At 28.9% G+C, this 18,814-nt stretch carries 18 protein-coding genes; 16 read left to right on the top strand and 2 right to left on the bottom strand.

Features of this window, described 5'->3' with window-relative positions; genetic code table 11:
* The first annotated feature begins 1 nt into the window (after nucleotide 1).
* The 15 genes from qhpE to AANAER_RS08990 all read left to right on the top strand — a co-directional run bounded on the left by qhpE (nucleotide 2) and on the right by AANAER_RS08990 (nucleotide 15,197).
* On the top strand, nucleotides 2–634 hold the full coding sequence (gene qhpE, locus AANAER_RS09060) for a subtilisin-like serine protease QhpE (RefSeq protein WP_129080958.1): 633 nt from the start codon (nucleotides 2–4) through the stop codon (nucleotides 632–634).
* Nucleotides 631–1,950 (top strand): flavin-dependent monooxygenase QhpG, encoded by a 1,320-nt coding sequence (gene qhpG / locus AANAER_RS09055; protein ID WP_170218436.1) that lies wholly within the window; start codon nucleotides 631–633, stop codon nucleotides 1,948–1,950. The genes qhpE and qhpG overlap by 4 nt, the downstream gene beginning before the upstream one ends.
* Nucleotides 1,951–1,969: 19 nt before the next feature.
* Entirely contained in the window at nucleotides 1,970–2,533 is a 564-nt protein-coding gene (locus tag AANAER_RS09050) for a hypothetical protein (RefSeq protein ID WP_129080956.1), read from the top strand.
* Nucleotides 2,534–2,542: 9 nt separating this feature from the next.
* Complete coding sequence (locus AANAER_RS09045; protein ID WP_129080955.1) at nucleotides 2,543–2,965, top strand: ArsC/Spx/MgsR family protein; 423 nt, start codon at nucleotides 2,543–2,545, stop codon at nucleotides 2,963–2,965.
* Nucleotides 2,950–3,249, top strand: coding sequence for a hypothetical protein (locus tag AANAER_RS09040; RefSeq protein ID WP_044418369.1), 300 nt, complete (start codon nucleotides 2,950–2,952; stop codon nucleotides 3,247–3,249). Before AANAER_RS09045 ends, AANAER_RS09040 begins: the two co-directional genes overlap by 16 nt.
* Before the next feature lie 71 nt (nucleotides 3,250–3,320).
* Nucleotides 3,321–3,887, top strand: a complete 567-nt coding sequence (locus AANAER_RS09035; RefSeq protein ID WP_044418371.1) for a hypothetical protein — start codon at nucleotides 3,321–3,323, stop codon at nucleotides 3,885–3,887.
* A gap of 46 nt (nucleotides 3,888–3,933) precedes the next feature.
* Complete coding sequence (locus tag AANAER_RS09030) at nucleotides 3,934–4,416, top strand: GreA/GreB family elongation factor (protein ID WP_129080954.1); 483 nt, start codon at nucleotides 3,934–3,936, stop codon at nucleotides 4,414–4,416.
* Nucleotides 4,417–4,443: 27 nt separating this feature from the next.
* Nucleotides 4,444–5,118 (top strand): response regulator transcription factor, encoded by a 675-nt coding sequence (locus tag AANAER_RS09025; RefSeq protein ID WP_129080953.1) that lies wholly within the window; start codon nucleotides 4,444–4,446, stop codon nucleotides 5,116–5,118.
* Nucleotides 5,111–6,742: an ABC transporter substrate-binding protein gene (locus AANAER_RS09020; RefSeq protein WP_129080952.1), complete on the top strand. Its 1,632-nt coding sequence runs from the start codon at nucleotides 5,111–5,113 to the stop codon at nucleotides 6,740–6,742. The genes AANAER_RS09025 and AANAER_RS09020 overlap by 8 nt, the downstream gene beginning before the upstream one ends.
* Nucleotides 6,735–8,390, top strand: coding sequence for a sensor histidine kinase (locus AANAER_RS09015; RefSeq protein WP_129080951.1), 1,656 nt, complete (start codon nucleotides 6,735–6,737; stop codon nucleotides 8,388–8,390). Before AANAER_RS09020 ends, AANAER_RS09015 begins: the two co-directional genes overlap by 8 nt.
* 95 nt (nucleotides 8,391–8,485) lie before the next feature.
* Nucleotides 8,486–9,073, top strand: a complete 588-nt coding sequence (locus AANAER_RS09010) for a cytochrome C (protein WP_129080950.1) — start codon at nucleotides 8,486–8,488, stop codon at nucleotides 9,071–9,073.
* 1 nt (nucleotide 9,074) lies between these two features.
* Nucleotides 9,075–11,558, top strand: coding sequence for a trimethylamine-N-oxide reductase TorA (torA, locus tag AANAER_RS09005; RefSeq protein WP_129080949.1), 2,484 nt, complete (start codon nucleotides 9,075–9,077; stop codon nucleotides 11,556–11,558).
* 97 nt (nucleotides 11,559–11,655) lie between these two features.
* On the top strand, nucleotides 11,656–12,567 hold the full coding sequence (locus AANAER_RS09000; RefSeq protein WP_129080948.1) for a class I SAM-dependent methyltransferase: 912 nt from the start codon (nucleotides 11,656–11,658) through the stop codon (nucleotides 12,565–12,567).
* Nucleotides 12,568–12,658: 91 nt separating this feature from the next.
* Entirely contained in the window at nucleotides 12,659–13,864 is a 1,206-nt protein-coding gene (gene sstT, locus AANAER_RS08995) for a serine/threonine transporter SstT (RefSeq protein WP_129080947.1), read from the top strand.
* Between the two features lie 94 nt (nucleotides 13,865–13,958).
* A complete protein-coding gene (locus AANAER_RS08990) occupies nucleotides 13,959–15,197 on the top strand; it encodes an L-lactate MFS transporter (RefSeq protein WP_129080946.1) in 1,239 nt (412 codons plus the stop codon).
* Between the two features lie 18 nt (nucleotides 15,198–15,215).
* Here AANAER_RS08990 and AANAER_RS08985 read toward each other — a convergent pair whose 3' ends face one another.
* Nucleotides 15,216–15,737, bottom strand: a complete 522-nt coding sequence (locus AANAER_RS08985; RefSeq protein ID WP_129080945.1) for a hypothetical protein — start codon at nucleotides 15,735–15,737, stop codon at nucleotides 15,216–15,218.
* Nucleotides 15,738–15,858: 121 nt separating this feature from the next.
* Between AANAER_RS08985 and AANAER_RS08980 the strand changes: the two genes are divergently transcribed.
* Complete coding sequence (locus tag AANAER_RS08980; RefSeq protein ID WP_129080944.1) at nucleotides 15,859–16,980, top strand: hypothetical protein; 1,122 nt, start codon at nucleotides 15,859–15,861, stop codon at nucleotides 16,978–16,980.
* On the opposite strand, the gene AANAER_RS08975 is transcribed toward AANAER_RS08980, so the two are convergent.
* Nucleotides 16,977–18,797, bottom strand: coding sequence for a L,D-transpeptidase family protein (locus AANAER_RS08975; protein ID WP_129080943.1), 1,821 nt, complete (start codon nucleotides 18,795–18,797; stop codon nucleotides 16,977–16,979). The genes AANAER_RS08980 and AANAER_RS08975 overlap by 4 nt on opposite strands.
* Between the last annotated feature and the right edge of the window lie 17 nt (nucleotides 18,798–18,814).

Below are 18,814 nucleotides of genomic sequence, written 5' to 3'. Positions count from 1 at the left end.
AGTGTCAAAAGATATTTATGTAGGACTTATTGACAGCGGTTGTTCTTTTGAAACTTTTGACAAAGTTGCAATAAAACAGCTAAACAAAGAGATAATTTATACCAAACAAGAACAAGTTGTATTAAAACACGGAGACGTTATCGGCTCAATACTTGCACAAAACAATAAAATAAATATTTACGATGTTCAAGTTTTTGAACAAAATCATAGTGTTTCCGCTCACTATTTATATAAAGCTTTGGAATATTTATCAGATAAAAAAGTTGATGTTATAAGTATGAGTTTAGGTCTTTTGTCAAATTATCAAGAGTTACAGAATATTTGCAGCTATTTTGTTCAAAAAGGTACTACTTTAATCTCCTCTTTTCCAAGAAGTGGGCATGAATTTGTTTTTCCTGCTTCTTACAATGAAGTTATTGCCGTAACTTCAGACGGAAGATGTAAAGATTTTGAGATAAGAGTTTTAAATGAAAAAAGTTCTCTTTTTGGAGCAAATCCCTCTTCAAATGAAAGAGAAGTTGCGGGAGCGAGTGTAGCAGTTGCAAAGTTTACAAAAGTTTTTTGTGATTATTTAACTAAAGGATTTTCAAAAGAAGAGGCTTTAAACAGTATAAAAAAAGGATACAAAATATGAAAAAAATTTTTGTATTAGGTGGAGGAATTGCAGGAGTAACTACTGCAATGGGTTTAAAAAAGTTGGGATTTGACGTAACAATTTTTTATAAAAAGAGAGCTTTTAGCGCTTATGAAGGATTCAGCCAAAAAACAAAAGAGGGGCTTCTTTTAAATGCTTGTAAAAATGCTTCTAATCTTCTTGAAAAACAATCTTTAAGAAATGCAAACTGGGGAGAAACTCAAAATAAAGTAAATTATGAATTTGTTGTATCAAGAGTCTTATTGGACGAAGCTTTGATTTTGGATGCAAAAGAGTTTAAAATAAAATGTATAAAAGCAAGCGTTGTTAAAAATACAAAATTTTTAGAAAAAAAAGCAGTAATTTTATATAAAAAAGATTCTATAACTTTTGAAGCAGAAGCTGATTTTATAGTTGATGCCAGAGGAAGATTTACTCCTTTTAAAGATGAGTATATAAACGGCCCTAAGAGTTTTTCTTTGCTTCAAGAATTAGAAATGCCAAATGCAGTTCAGAGTAAAACTTCTATTGATTCGGTAGAAGACGGTTGGATTTGGCAAGCTTATATAGGAGAAAAAAAAGGTTATATTCAATTTACCTGTGATGAAGAAGCGGCAAATAAAATCTCAAATTTTCAACAAATGTTGGAGTATATCAATAAACAATCATTAAATCTTTGGAGTTTAGAAGGATCAAAACCCGTAAAAAAATTGGTAAAAAGAGACTCTTTTTGCAAAATACATAAAACAATAGTTTCCGATAAATTTTTACTTGTAGGAGACAGTGCTTCAAGTATTGACCCTTTGTCTGGAAACGGTGCATTTCAAGCTTTAAGTATGGCAAGTGTTGCTCCGTATGTTATAAATACGATTTTAAACTTTCCTCAAAATAGTGAAACAGCAAAAAGCTTTTATAAAAAAAGAGTAGAGTTTATTTTTAACAAATTCTCAAAAGTAGGAAAAGAGTTTTACAATCTTGAAAGCAGATATAAAACAAACTTTTGGCAAAAAAGACAAACTTGGCCAAAAGATGAAAAAGAGCTAAAAAAAGTGCCTAGAATTGAAGAAGAGGGGATATTAAAAGATAAATTTATATATCCAAACGAGGTAGTTATAACAGAAAACAATCCAATGGGAGTTTGGCTCTTTAATAATATAGATGTGGTAGATTTAAGTAAATATTGTCTTGAAAATAATAGAGATAAGGCATTGAAATATTTTGAAGAGTTTTGTATAAAAAACTCTTTGATAGATAAAAATATAAAGATTTTAAAGAAATGGCTCTTTTCCCAAAAACTACTGCAATTTGAGGTATAAATCTTGCATATAAAGTTTAATGGAAGAAAATTATGATTTAGAAACTTATGACAGATTTTTAGGTGAGTTTAAAGAGGTTGGAAATCACTGGGATAAAATAGAAAAAAGAACGGCTACTTTATTTCAAGTTTTAATCGACGGAGATCTAAAAGAGTTGGTTTTTGTTTTAAAACATTATCCGAAATACGTACAAATTGTATGTGATCATTTTAGATATTTATATAATTATTCAGAACAAGATGCCGATATTTATGCAGCTTCAAAGCTTTTATATATGAGTGAAGGTTACCATCCCAAACAGTTTGTAAGAAATTTAGTTAGAAAATTAAAAAAAATAGATGAATATGATATTTCCCGATTAAAAGCCTTTTTAGATGAAATAGTAATAAATCAAAAAAATATCCACCCCATAATTTTGGGCTTTTATAAAGTAGAGATAAAAAAGAATATGATAAATAACAATTATCATAAACTACAGATGAAAGTTATTGAAAAAAATCTTGATAAATTGCTAGTTGACAGTGATTTTGATTTTACTGCCAGTGACAGAGATGCAAATTTGGATATTCCATATATGGATTAAGGAGAAGAGATGTTTTACGTAAAAAAAAGTGTTACTTTCTATGAAAAACCGGGATGTGCAGGAAATAAAAAACAAAAAGAGGTTTTAAGTGCAAACGGAGTTGATTTTGAAGTTAAATCTATGCTCTCAACAAATTGGGATATAAAGACTTTAAACAGTTTTTTTCAAGATTTAAGCAAAGAACAGATTGTAAATCAATTTGCTCCTAAGATTAAAAGCGGTGAAATAAATATAAAAAAACTGACAAAAGAGCAGTTAGTTGAACTTATGATAAAAGAGCCTCTTTTGATAAAAAGACCTTTAATTCAAGTAAATGATATAAAAATTTGCGGCTTTGATATACCCAAATTAAATAAAGCCTTAAATCTTGAAATAGATACGAAAAAAGAGATTGGAACTTGCCAAAGTAGTGATTCATGCACAAGTGTTTAATTGAAATCTGTCAAGAGTTTGAAACGTTAAAAGGATTTTTAAAAGATCCTACAAAAGAGGATAAAGAAAAAGTAAATAGACTTTTTTATAAATTTATGGAGTGTTTCCCTCAAATAAAAGAGGAGAAATTAGAGTATCCAAGTGAATTTATTGAAGATGTAAAACTTTTCAATGAAGGTCTTGAAATAGTTCATAAAAAATTTGAAGATATACAAATTCGTTACTTAATGCTAAGTGATTTCTACGATTTTGTAAGGGTAACTAAAAAATATAAAAAAATGTAGTCTTTAAAACTTTTTTATAGAGGAATAGTAATTGCATTTAAAATTCCAATACTATATTACAAGGAATTAAAATGGCAACTCCTATCGAGTTTATAAAAGAGAACGAACTAGCGTGGCAACCATCTTTCAGTGGTGATTTAAGTAACGATACTTACGGGTACAGAGGTGCATTGATAATTGAGCCGGGGAAACAAATTTCTCCTGATAGAAAACTTCCGCCTAAAATTCAAGCAAAACAGGTTATTATTATCAGTGAAGCTGAAAAAATCAAATTTTTAACTTGCGAATTAGAGAGCTTTCACCATTTAGCACCGATGGTTGAAAAATATAAAGATTTTTTTACTTCTGAAGGTTTATATCTTTTATATGTAACAGATTTGGAAAAAGCCGGAACTTTTGAGTATGAAGGAATAAAATTTACCGCTTTCCCTCTTGATGAAAGTTCTGTTTGGAATGAACTTTTGGATTTGGCTGACCTTGAAAAAAGCGATATGAAAAGATTAAAAAAACAAGAAGAAAAAATAGAAACCTTGTATGATGAGTTATTAGATACTAATGTTGAAGAAAGCTCAAAAACTTACGATGAAATGTTAACTTTTGTAGGAGAGAGTTCAAAACAACTAATGGGAGCAGTTTAATACTGTTTTTGACTATTTATTCAAACTTTTTTGACTATAATATTTTATGCAAAAAGAGTTAATAACACAGTTTGGATATAAAAAAATAGTAGATGAATTTAAAGACCTCTTAGAAAATAAAAAACCTTATTGGGTAAAGCAAAAAGAGATAGCTGCCCAATTTGGCGACAGAAGTGAAAATGCAGAATACATCTCGGCAAAAGAGATGATACGTAATCTTGATAAAAGACTCAGATTTTTAGATAAAATCATAAATAACTCAAAAGTAATAGATACAACAAAAATTCCCCACGACAGAGTTAACTTCGGTTCTGAAATAAAACTTTTAAATTTAGAATCAAATGAAGAATATAAGTATATACTTGTAGGAACTTTTGAAACAAATCCAAAAGAGAATAAAATCTCCAATAAATCTCCTTTAGGAAGAGCTCTCTTTGGAAAAAGGATTAATGAAGAGTTCGAGTTTCAAATAAACGGCAACTTTTTTGAGTATGAAGTTGTTAATATAAAAATGTATGAGTTTAAATAAATTGTATTATTTGTTGAGGTGGAAATTATGTCAAATAAAGTCTTAAAACAATTAAAAATTTTATTTGTTGAGGATGAAGAACTTATTAGAAAGAAAACAGTCTCTTCTTTGTCTTATATAGTTGCAGAAGTAGAAGAAGCATCAAATGGTATTGAGGCGTTAGAAAAGTTAAAAACCTTTACTCCCGATTTGATTATAACGGATTTGGAAATGCCGGATATGAACGGAGTAGACTTTATAAAAGAGATTAGAAAAGATAACAGTGATATTTGTATTGTCGTCGTTACAGCTTATACAAGTGAAAAGTATCTTTTTGAACTTATTGATATGCATATAGAAAAATATATAGTAAAACCTATAAATTTAGAAAAACTTATTGATGCTTTAGTTCACTGTCAAAAATTATTTGAAAACTCAAAAAATTTAAAAAAGTTGCCTGATGATTATGAGTATGATTGGAATCAAAAAATATTGTTACATAAAGATAAATTGATTTCTTTAACAAAAAAAGAGATTCTGTTTTTAGAGTTGCTTTTTAAAAATATCAACACTATTACTTCTTATGAACAATTACAAAATGAAGTTTGGCAGGATAATGTTATGACTGATAACGCTTTAAGATCTTTAATTAGAAATTTAAGAAAAAAGCTGCCGAAGGATTTTATTATAAATCTTTCGGGGATAGGTTATAAAGTTGCATAAGATTTTTTTTGCACTTATTCTTACAATAAGCTTTCTATTTTCTTCCAACCCTATATCTTACGAGCATGATAACTCAAAAGATATTGCAATAAAACAGAGAATAAAAAGTTCACATTTAAAAGTATATATGCCTACTCTTCCATATTTTAATATTTTAAGTTTAATAAACGGAACATTAGTCAGATTAAGTGATTCAAATAAGGGTTGGGAATATTATTTGGCCTATAAGCATAAAAAAGTAGATGCTTTAACTTATGATTTCTGGCTGAGAAAAGATGTTAAATTTCAAGATGGTTCAACGTTTAACGCAGATTCTGTAGTTGAAAATTTTAAACACTTTATAAAAGGACCTTTTTTATATAGTAATATTCATAATGCTTTGGATTATGTAGAAAAAGTAGATGAATATAAAATAAGAATACATCTGAAAGTTCCCTATGGAATGTTGCTAAATGATTTATGTGTAATAAACTTTTACACAAATGATTATTATAAAAAATATAATTGGAGACCAAGTTATACTGCTCAAAATACGAAAGCAGCAGGTCTATACGGAGCAGGACCTTATATTTTAGAAGAAGGATACGCCACAGGATTAACACAAAGTAAAAAAATAGTTTTAAAGGCAAATCCATATTACTTTGAGAAAAACAAACCTTATGTAGAAAAAATCACAATCTATACTCAACTGACAAATAAAGAGGTTATTGATAAAATTTCAAAAAAAGAGGGTGAACTTGATATTGCATATATTCCTTTTGATAAAAAAACGGAAATCGTAAACTCTAAATATGCTAAATTGTTAATCTCTCCGTCAAACGGAACTTTTCTTGTGCATATGAATTTATTAAAAAAGAATTCCAAGTTGAAGAATCAAAAAGTTAGACAGGCTTTAAATGACGCTATTGATCAAGAGAGATTAATAAAATTTGTTTTTAAAAATGAAGCTAAAATATCTCCGTTTCTATTATCTTCAAATGCTTATTATTCTAAAGAAATATCAAAAAAATATTTAAACAGGAAACCGAGATTCTCCCAAAAAGAGTTGAAATCTATTTTAAACGGCTTAGAGTTAAAAGTCGTAACACAAGACAGATTTATGTTTATATGCAAAGGTATAGAGTATCAATTATCAAAATATGGAGTAAAATTAAATTATTTTATTACAAGTGATGAAAAGGTCGTATTAAAAAGGCTTTTTGACAACAAAGAAAAAAGTTATGATTGGGATTTACTTATTTGGGGGGATGAGGATTGGAACGGGCACCCTTGGACAGGTTTCTTCACCCTTTATCCCCAGTCAGGTTGGAGTTCAATCTTAGAAGATAAGTTTTTAGATAAAGAATTTCACAAACTATTTAAACTTGATATCTCTTCTAAAGAATTTAAAAAAGAAGTAAATAAGCTTTTACTTTATAGTTATGATAAAGCATATACTCTGGTTTTGCCTTCGGCAAATATTGTTTTGGCATTAAATAAAGAAGTAGTTTACAAGCCTTCAAAAATGGCGATATTTCCCCTTTGGAATGCACAAATAACGCCTTATCATTGGTCAGTTAGAAAAAAAGAGTTACCAAAAGAGAGATTAAAGTATTTTTATCCCATAAGGGTAAAATATGAATAATCTTAAAATTCGTCAAAAGTTTCTAATTTTAGGGTTTATCGCCTTTCTTTCTTTGCTTTTTATTGGCTGGTTAGCTTTGAAAATAAACCAAGAGAGTTTTAAAAATTCAAATAGTGTAGTTATTAATTTTCAAGATACGCAAAAAATACAAACTTTATATATAGAAGAGTTATATATCTTACGTGAAATGATTCTTTCTTTAGTTATCTCTCCAAATGATGATTATAAAAATGATATAGATAAAAAAATATTACCAATGATAAATAGTCTAGATGGAAAGTTTTCAAAAAATTTATATCTTGACAGTAAATATTGGGAAAATTATAAAAAAATTGCTTTAAAAACAAGAGAATATTCATTAAAAGGGTTTGATGAAGGTGCTTTTATGAATACTTCAACTGTAGAAAGAGATAGTTTTTATGATTTAATTAATCAATTAAAAGGTATTCAAAATGAAAAACTGAAAAGTTCAGAAAAAAAGATATTTGAACTTAAAAAAAGCGTAGATAATAATAATTTTTATATTTTAATCGGAGTACTTATTATCGGTCTAATCGGTTTAATTCTTGATATTACAGTTATTATGAAGTTAGTAAAAAATATAGAAACAATACAAAAAGGTTTGGAAAAGTTTTTCGATTATTTAAACAGTCCGACTGATTATAAAAAGACACTGCATCATATAGATATAAAAAGCAAAGATGAATTAGGCTTAATGAGTGAAGCTATAAATAAAAAAGTTAAATTAATAAAAGAGAATTTACATGATGATTATAAACTTATTCATGAAGCAACTTTAACTTTAGATAATCTAAAAGAGGGAAAATTCGGGAACAGGCTAAAAGAGGAAGGGAAATCAAAAGAGTTAAATACTTTAAAAAACGTGATGAATGAAGTGATTGACAGTTTGGAAAACAAAATCAAAGAAGAGATTACTCAAAGAACAAATCAGGAAAAACTAATGATGCAGCAATCAAAATTAGCTGCAATGGGAGAAATGATTGGAAATATAGCCCATCAGTGGAGACAACCTATAAGCGAGATTAATGCTGTTTTAATGGAAGTAGAAACTATTACAAAGTACAGCAAGTTAAATAAAGAACATTTATTAGAAAGTATTAAAATTTGTAACCAAGTTACGGAACATATGTCCATGACTATAAGCGATTTTCAAAATTTCTTTAAACCATCAAAGAAAAAAGAGGATTTTTCCGTACTTAGTGCCTGTAAAAAAGCTTTATCTATTATTAATGCTTCTTTGACTAACAATAAAATAAAATTAATTTTTGATGTTCAAGATGATAATATTATTAACGGTTATTCAAGTGAATTTTCCCATGCAATATTAAATATTATATCTAATGCAAAAGATGTTCTTGTCTCTAGAAAAATAAAAGACCCAAAGATAAAAATAAGTATTAAAGTGGGTAGAAAATTTACTGTTATAAAAATATCCGATAATGCAGGAGGAATAAAACTTGAGGATATAGATATAATATTTGAACCCTATTTTACGACAAAACATGCTAAACAAGGAACGGGAATCGGTCTTTATATGACAAAAATGATTATAGAGAACAATATGCAAGGTTTTGTAAATGTAAAAAATATTGAAAACGGAGCCTTATTTACTATAAAAATCAAATAAACGGCAAAAGCCATTTTTTTGCCACAATTTTCCAACTATTTTAACCTTTAATTTTTTTATAATTTAAAAAATTAAGAAAAGATAAAGGATTTAATATGAAAAAGAGCATAATCTTTGGGGTTTCATTATTAAGTATATCTTTGTACGGGAGTGAAATTATGTACAGCAGCTCCGTCAAAAACTTATTTGAAACTTCAGATAGCACTACAAGAAAAGGAAGACTTCTTCCTACTTCAGAAGTAAAAATCTTAGAAAAAAAAGGCAATAGAGTAAAAATTGAAATGGAAGGTTATATGAAATCGGGAGTTTCAACTGCTATCTATTTTGTCAAAGGAAAAAGAATCCTAGTTGCAGGTTTAAGTAAAAGTGGAAACTTTGATATTAAAAAAATATCAAGCAGCAAAGATGAAAATGCAGTAGAGTGGGAAAAAGTTGTTTTAACAGCTTATACGAAAAATAGTAATCTGACAAAAGATTTGGATTCTTTATATTCAAAAGCACAAGAACTTTTTAAAAATAACTGTTCAATCTGCCATCCTGCACATCCTGTCAATGAATTTACCGCTAATCAATGGCCAAGTATGTTTAAAGCCATGGTAAATAGAACTGCAATCCAAAAACAAGACAGATATTTAGTTACTCAATATTTACAAAAACATGCAAAAGATATGAAAGGTGAATAAGATGAAAAATATAGATCAAAAAAGAAGAAGTTTTATTAGAGTTGCTGCACTTTTTACAGCTGTTCCTTTTGTTGATGCCATCACAAAAAGAGGAGAATTGCTTGCAAGTGTGATTACAAAGTTTTCTACAAAATTAGTTCTTAACGGAGAAATTTTAACTGCTGCTCACTGGGGTATGTTAAAACTGACTATTAAAGAGGGGAAAGTAATAAAATCCGAACCTTATCAAAAAACTTCGGATATTGAAAATTCTTTACAATATTATACAGAGGATTTAGTATATGCCGAGGATAGAATTAGATATCCGATGGTTAGAAAATCTTATTTAAACAATCCTGATAATCCAAAACCGCAACTAAGAGGTAATGACGAATGGGTTCGGGTTTCATATAAAGAAGCTATTAAATTAATAGCAAAAGAGCTTAAAAAAACAAGAAAAGAGAAAGGTGCAAAAGGAGTTTTTGCAGGAAGTTACGGATGGAAAAGCAGTGGAAATGTTCACAACAGTAGAGTGTTATTGCATAGATTTATGACTGCAACAGGTGGATTTACGGGAACAGTAGGTGATTATTCAACCGGTGCTTCACAAGTAATAATGCCTCATGTTTTAGGAACACTTGAAGTTTATGAACAACAAACATCATGGCCTGTCGTATTAGAACATTCAAAAGTAGTTGTAATTTGGGGAGCAAATCCTATTGCGACTTTGAAACTTGCTTGGACTTCAAGTGATGAAAACGGATTCAAATATTTTGAAGAGTTAAAAAAATCAGGCAAAAAAATTATTTGTATAGATCCTTTTAAAACAGAAACCTGCGAATATTTAAATGCTCAATGGATTGCTCCAAATCCTAATACAGATGTCGCAATGATGATGGGGATGGTACATACTTTATTAGAAGCAAAAAAATATGATCCTGATTTTTTAGATGAATATACAGAAGGGTTTGATAAATTTAAAGAATATCTATACGGAAAAGAGGATGGTATTGTAAAAGATGCAGTTTGGGCGGCAAAAATCTGCGGAGTTGATAAAAAAACAATTGAAGAGTTGGCAAATCTATTTTATGATAATAGAACGATGCTAATGTCAGGCTGGGGAATGCAAAGAGCCCATCATGGAGAACAACCTCACTGGATGCTTGTAACTCTTGCTTCTGTTTTAGGACAAATCGGCTTGCCAGGGGGTGGTTTTGGACTCTCTTATCATTATTCAAACGGAGGAGTTCCTACAGCAAAAAGTGCAATTATAGGTGGAATAACAGCCAATGTATCTACTTCAAAAGAGCAAGGAGGTGCAGCTTGGTTAAAAAATGCTGCCAAATATTCATTTCCTGTTGCCAGAATTGCAGATGCACTTCTAAATCCTGGTAAAACAATTGATTTTAACGGTAAAAAAATCACTTATCCCGAAATTGATTTTATCTATTGGGTGGGTGGAAATCCCTTTGTGCATCATCAAGATACAAATACTTTAATTAAAGCATGGAAAGTTCCTAGAACGGTCGTTGTAAATGAAGCTTTTTGGACACCGACAGCCAGAATGGCAGATATTGTAATGCCTGTAACAACAAGTTATGAAAGAAATGATATTACCGTAACGGGAGATTATTCAAATTTAAATATTGTTCCTATGAAACAAGCAGTTAAAAAACAGTATGAAGCAAGAGATGATTATCAAATTTTCAGTGATCTTTCAAAAGAGTTTGGGGTGTTTGAAAAATATACTCAAAATAAAACTGAAATGCAATGGATAGAAGAGTTTTATAATAGAGCATATACTCAAGCTGAAAAAATGAATATGCCTATACCGCCATTCAAAACTTTTTGGATGAAAAATCAGCCGATTACTTTTGAAGCACCGTATGAAAATACTCAATTTGTCAGATATGCGGATTTTAGGGAAGATCCAATTTTAAATCCCCTTGGAACTCCGTCGGGAAAAATAGAGATTTATTCAAAAACAATTGAAAAAATGAATTATAAAGATTGTAAAGCCCATCCAACATGGTTTGAACCTGTAGAGTGGGTCGGTATGGAAAATAAAACAGCAGAATTTGCTCTAATTTCTCCACATCCAAGCCATAGATTACACTCTCAATTAAATAATACAAGTCTAAGAAAAAAATATGCAGTATCAAATAGAGAACCGATTTGGATTAATACACAAGATGCAAAAAGAAAAGGTATTAAATCAGGCGATATTGTAAGAGTATTTAATGATAGAGGACAAATATTAACAGGAGCAATTGTAACTGATTATTTAAAAGACGGAGTTGTAAGAGTACAAGAAGGAGCTTGGTATGATCCTGAAACAAAAGCAGAAGCAGGAACTCTTTGTAAAAACGGTTCAGCAAATCTTCTGACAAAAGATATTCCTACCTCAGAATTGGCAATGGGAAATAGTTCAAATACAGCCTTAGTAAATATTGAAAAATATACTAAAGAGGCACCTTCTTTGACAATCTTTAAACAACCGAAATAAAGAGGGATCTCCCTCTTTATTTATAATATTAACAATAAGTTTGTTTTTTCTATGTAAATGTTATTATTATCAATATTTTCAATTTTAAGGTTAGATAGTGAATTTAGATGATTTAAAATTGGTTATTGAGAGTAATCTAAAAAACAAAGATATTGAGTATAGAAGAGTTTTTCACGGTAGAGGGAATTTTTATGATGATTTTTCCTATTTAACAGTTGATAGTATTGATAAAATCTTTTTTGCACAATTTTATGAAAAAAATGATTTTCAAGAGGATATTGAAAAACTTTTAGAAGAGATTGCTATAAGATATGATTTTAAGAGTTTTGTCGTACAAGAAAGATTTTTAAAAAATGCTCCTTGTAAAATTATTTACGGAACTTTAAAAGAAGAAGAGTTTGCTTTTGAAAACGGTTTAAAATATTTAATAAATTTTTCAAATAAAAATATAGGAATTTTTCCTGATATGAAAAGGGGAAGAGAGTTTATAAAATCAATTGCAAAAAACAAAAATATTTTAAATCTTTTCTCTTATACTTGTGCTTTTTCCGTTTGTGCCGTTAGTTCAGATGCAAAAAAAGTAATAAATGTCGATATGGCAAAAAATGCTTTAAATATAGGAAGAATAAATCATCGTATCAATGATTTGGATACAAAAAAAGTAAAATTTTTTCCATATAATATTTTAAAGTCATGGAGCAGAATAAGAAAAGAAGCTCCTTATGATATTATAATAATTGACCCACCGTCTTTTCAAAAAGGAAGTTTTGCCGCAACAAAAGATTATGAGAAGATAATAAAGAGATTAGATGAATTAGCAAGTGATAACTGCGTAGTTTTATCTTGTCTAAATGCACCTGAACTTGATACAAACTTTATAAAAGAGCTTTTTGCTAAAAATGCACCGAAATTTGCTTTTGTAAAAAGATTATCAAATTTAGATGAATTTCCTTCAAATAATGATGAAAAAAGTTTAAAAAACTTGGTTTTTAAGAGAATAAAGAAATAAATATATGATTTTTATGAAATTTTAATATAACTTTGTTTTATAAAATATTTGATAAAATCTTAATCTGAAAATTTAATTATTAGGATTAAGTATGAATTTAAAAAATGTTATTTTAAAATTTGCCCGCGCAAATTTAGTTTTACAAATTTTTATAGGTATTGTTTTAGGAGTTGCTGTTTCTTTGATCTCAAAAGAGATGGCAATTTCTTTATCGATATTGGGTACATTATTTGTAAAAGCTTTAAAAGCAATAGCTCCTATTTTGGTATTTGTATTGGTAGCTTCAGCAATAGCTAGTAAAGAGGTTGGTGTTGAAACTAAGATTAAACCTATTATTCTTTTATATTTGATAGGAACTTTTTTATCGGCTATGTTAGCTGTAGTTATAAGTTTTATGTTTCCTACTTTTTTAGTTTTTTTACAAACTAGCAGTGAAACTTTAAATCCTCCAAGTAGTATAATTGAAGTTTTAAAAAGTGTTTTGTTTAATGTTGTAGATAATCCTATTAACGCTCTTTTAACGGGGAATTTTATAGGTGTTTTAGCTTGGGCTATTGCAATTGGTTTTGCTATGCACAGTACTTCTGCCGAGACCAAAAAAGTCTTTTTTGATATTTCTGCCGGAGTTACTAAAATTGTTGAATTTATTATAAGGCTTGCTCCTTTTGGAATATTCGGGTTAGTTGCGGGAACTTTTGCAAAAACCGGTTTTGCAACTCTTATGACGTACTCTAAGTTAATTGTTGTATTAGTAGGAACTATGCTTGTAATAGCTTTTATTTTAAATCCTTTAATAGTCTTTATAAAAACAAAAAAGAACCCTTATTCTTTGGTTTTTACTTGTATTAAAGAGAGCGGAATAACTGCTTTTTTTACTAGAAGCAGTGCGGCAAATATTCCTGTTAATTTAAATTTATGTAAAAAACTAGGTTTGCATGAAGATACTTATTCTATATCAATTCCTCTTGGAGCAACAACAAATATGGCAGGAGCAGCAGTTACTATTACTGTATTAACTCTGGCTACTGTTAATACTTTAGGCATAAATGTTGATTTGGGAACGGCATTTTTATTATGTATTGTTTCTAGTTTGGCAGCCTGCGGTACTTCAGGTGTTGCAGGAGGATCAATACTGTTAATTCCTTTAGCGTGTTCTTTATTCGGTATTTCAAATGAGATTGCAATGCAAGTAGTTGCTACGGGGTTTATTATAGGCGTAATTCAAGATTCAATGGAAACAGCATTAAACTCTTCAACCGATGTTGTTTTTACTGCTGCTTGTCATGATATGAACTAAGTTTAGACTTAGTTCATATTAAATAAAAAATATTTTAGCTAATTATCAAAAAAAATTGTTAAAATCCCAATCTAATTTTTTTTAGGGGAAAATAATGATTGAAAAAAATCGTTGGCTTATGGCACTTGCTGCTGTCGGTGTACATATTTGTATCGGTTCGGTTTATGCTTGGAGTGTATATGTTAAACCTATTCAGGAAAAGCTTTCTTGGAGTTTAACGGATGTCACAATCTCTTTTAGTATTGCAATTTTCTTTTTAGGTCTTTCGGCTGCTTTAATGGGAAAATTCGTTGAAAAAAACGGACCTAGAGTCTCTGCTATTATTGCTGCTTCTTTATTTGGTTTAGGAACAATAGGTTCCGGTCTTGCAATTTTAATGGAATCAAAAATGCTTCTATACTTCTTTTACGGGGTTTTAGGCGGTTGCGGTTTGGGAATAGGGTATATTTCACCTGTTTCTACTTTGGTAAAATGGTTCCCCGATAAAAGAGGAATGGCAACAGGTCTTGCAATTATGGGATTTGGTTTTGCTTCTGCTATTTGGGGACCTACAATTAAAATATTAATTGAAAGTGTCGGTATTTCAAATACTTTTTTTATTTTGGGTGCTAGTTATTTTGTGATTATGTTTTTATCTGCTTTATATCTTCAAAAACCGCAAGAAGGATATATGCCGGAAAAATTTAAGAAAAAAGTAAAAGAGGGTAAAAAGAAGATAAAAAAAGATTTACAGAATCTAACTTTGAAAGAGGCTGTAAAAACACCGAGATTTTACGGTCTTTGGATAATGCTTTTTATAAATATTACTTGTGGAATTGCAATTATCGGTGTGGCATCACCGCTTCTACAAGAGGTTATGGGAGTTTCTGCAATTGCAGCTGCGGCAGCTGTGGGATTAATGGGAATATTTAACGGTGCAGGAAGACTTGTCTGGGCTTCAATTTCCGATATTATTACCAGACCTGCTGTTTATGTTATCTTTTTTATAACTCAAATTGTAGCGTTTTATATGTTGCCGTCAATTAGTGAAATAGTAGTTTTTCAAGTGGTTTTATATTTTATAATGACTTGTTACGGAGGAGGTTTTGCCGCAATTCCTGCTTATATAGGAGATATCTTCGGAACAAAAGAGCTCGGAGCAATTCATGGATATATTTTAACTGCATGGGCGGCAGCGGGGCTTGTAGGACCGCTTATTATCTCAATCGTTAAAGATATAACGGGAAGTTATGCACAGACTTTATATGTTTTTGCAGGCTTTTTTATAATTGCTTTGATAGTCTCTCTTTTAATGGTATTTAATATTAAAAAAATAAAAAAACAGACAGTATAAAGCCTTTGGCTTTTGCTGTTATTTCAGCTCCCAATCATATCTTTTATCATCTTTTACTTTTGAAAAGTATAGATTTCCCGTATCTCTCCAGGCATCTAAAACAATACTGTCTCTAAACTCTATATCTTCTCTTGTAATTATTATACTTGTATGTTCAAAATATTGATTAGGGCTTGATACAACTTTTTCAAATTTGAAGGTTTTATATTTTTTTGTTTTTAAATATTCTAAAAGATCATTTGCGTAGTGGTAACACAAACCTCTTTTTTTGATATTAAGATTTATTAAAAGGTTATGGAATAAAGCAGGAGTATTGACATCATACTCTTTTGCAAGATATTTTGAATATACAAGGGCATTTAACGCTACGCTGTAAGCCTCTTTTTTATCAATATTTTTTGAAATTGATTCCACTTCCAAAGAGAGTTGTTTTGCTTTTTGTTTTAAAAATTGTTTTTCTGAAGGTAGTTGGTAATCATGTTTATTACTACAACCTACAAAAATAAAAACTGTGAATATTAATATAATAAAATGTTTCATTTTGACTAAATTTTCTTTTTCTTTTTATTATATTTTTATTTGCGTAAATTTATACTTTACAAAATCAAATACTTTGGATATAATCAGCCTTATTTGGGATTTAAAAGAAAGTTTTAGTAAGTTGCAACAGTTAAAAATAACAGAAGAAATTAAAAATTTAGACATATCAAGAATAGAAAAAAATCTTTTTTTCTATAAATACTCATCAAAAAATATAAAGCCGCTATTAAAATCAGAAACACAAAAAATATCTATTGAGAATATGGCTGCTTACAATAGTTTTAAAGGTGAAGTTTATGAGAACATAATTTATGAATTTTTATTAGATTATGCTTTAAATAATGAAAGTATCACTCAATTTATTTTAAAAGGTCCCCATCAAAACAGAATAGACAAATTTTATAAAACAGGTTTGATGATAGATAGAAGTCTTCAAATTGTTTATAAATCAAATTATAAAGATATAAGCGAATTCGATGCACTCTTTTTTACGGAAGATGCTCTTTATTTTGTGGAGATGAGTACTTCAAAAAAAACCGTAAGTTTAAATAAAAGACTAGAAAAAAAATATGCACTCTTAAAACTTCTTTTTCCAAATCTTCATATTCGAGCTTTAATTGTATTAACGGAAGGTTCAATCGGTATAAAAAGGTTTCCTTCATATTGTACTATATGGATAACTAAAGATTTGGAAAATGATGAGTTATTAAAAAAACTGGTTTTTAACAGAAAAAAAACTGGTTTCAAAACAAAATATAAAGATAAAAAATTTATTGAGGCATATACCGTAAAACACTCTAAATTTATATATTTTCAAACTTTAGAGTGGATATTTAAAAGATGCAGAAAGAAAAACCAATCTTTTATAAATATAGATTTTTTTAAGACAAAAAGATTATCTCTGTATTTTGATATTTATACAAAACTTTATATAGGTTTTATGAAAAATGAAGAGTTTTTATCTTTGGTTCCTTCTTATAGTGAATATATAGAGAATGTTTTTATTACTATTGAAAAAATAAACAGCAAAGAGTTTGATATAGTATATTATGTCAAAAATCAAAACGGAAAACTAAAAAGAGTCAGGCTTACTAAAAAAGAAGTTTCCATAAAGGAAAAAGAGTTAGACGGTTTTACCAACGCCGAAGTAAGATTTATGAAGTATTTAATAGAAGATAAATTTTATTTACAAAAGAATCAAATAAGAGCAGTTAAAGAGAAGATAAAAGAGCTTAGAGTTTAATTTCTGTCAAATAATATCTTTTCTTGGATTTTATCATAATCATAAATATCATCTCTAAATTGTACTCTGTTTTCATCATTGACCCAGGCTGTAAGATATACGATATGTACCGGAATTTTTCTCTCTAAATCAATATCTGTTCTATTTTTACCTTCTAATATCTTTTCCGAATTTTCAAAATCTATTTTATTCTCTTCTTTTGAAATAGCTTTTAATAGTTCATGTGGTTTTGATAATCTTATACAACCGTGTGAAAAGGCTCTGTTTTTTTGGCTGAACAGATATTTTGCGGGAGTATCGTGCAGATATACGGAGTATTTGTTGGGAAATAAAAATTTGATTCTTCCCAAAGGATTTTTATTTCCGGGTATTTGAATAAATCTCATAGGAGCCTCTTTGTCATCTCCTATTAAATCATTGTTTAAAAAGATACTCCAATCAATGCCTGTGGTATCATATTGAATAGATTCATAATCCCAGTTCTCATGTACATTTATATCTTCATCTTTTAGATAGTTTGGATTTTTCACCAAATTGGGTATAACCTCTTTTTTTACTATGCTTTGGGGAATTCGCCAATATGGATTTAATATGATTTCAGACATTCTATGACTGAAAATAGGTGTAGGGTGTTTTTTTTCTCCTACTATTACTCTCATTTGAAGTATTTTTTTATCTTCTTCGTACATTTTCATATTAAAAGCAGGGATATTTACGACTATATATTTTTCCCCGAGATTTCTAGGCATCCATCTCATTCTCTCAAGATTTAGACGCATCTTTTTTATTTTTTCTTCAATAGGTATATTCAAAGCTTTTATCGTTTTCTTGCCGATAACGCCGTCTTGTGTTAAGCCATTATCTTTTTGAAACTCTTTAATAGCTTCATAAAGCTCTTCATCATAATATTTATCACAATTCTTTTGTAAATTGTCGTTGATATTTATTGAGGCAGTATTTTTATCTATTTTTACTTTAACAGGTGTTTCATCTGAGAAAATAAACTCTTCTTCTTTTATGCAGTTATCGGCTTTTATATAATTACTTTGTAATAATCTTTTTCTTAGAAGTTGAATTTCAGAAGAGTATTGACCTTTTTTTAAAACCCTTTTTTCTCTAGGAATTTTGATATATCCCCCGCTTTTAGCAATCTTTTCATACTCTTTTATCTTTTTTTCTAACTCTTTGGCTTTTGGAAAACTGTAATTAACTTCATTTATAGCAGAGTATATATCATCTTTTTTGACAGCTTTATATAATAATTTTCTTATATTTTTTCTGGCATCGTATTTTTCCCAATTTGTATTAATATTACTGTTTTCTTTTAATTTTTCCAATTCTTCTTTAAATATTTCCCAATCAATACTGCCTTTTGACAAAAGAGTCATATATTTATGATAAATTGAAACGAATAGAAAATCAAAGTTAATAAGGTTTTCTAAGCTTGGGTTATTTTGAACTTTTTTTATTTGAGTGTGAATATTATCTAAATTAAAAAAGTTTTTTATATTGGGTTTTAAAACTTCATCGTTTTCTATTTTATTTAAAAGGTTAAATGCCAGAGGTTTTATACTCTTTTTTTCAACAAAAAAAGTTTTAAATCCATGTTTTTTATAATATAGCGCTATTAGATGATTATTAATTTCAAAATTTTGATTTTTTTTTAAAAGATTTTTTAGAAATTGTATATGATTTTTTGGCTCAAGATCTGTCCTCTTTTTCTCTTTAAATATAAGATTATCGATGTTTTCAGCATTTAAAGTAGATAAACTTTGGTTAAAAAGTAATAAAAAAAGGCTGATATAGAGTATTCTCATATATAAAATTCCTATAA

Source organism: Halarcobacter anaerophilus (genome assembly GCF_006459125.1).
Lineage (GTDB): Bacteria > Campylobacterota > Campylobacteria > Campylobacterales > Arcobacteraceae > Halarcobacter > Halarcobacter anaerophilus.
This window is presented reverse-complemented; position numbering and strand designations above follow the sequence as displayed.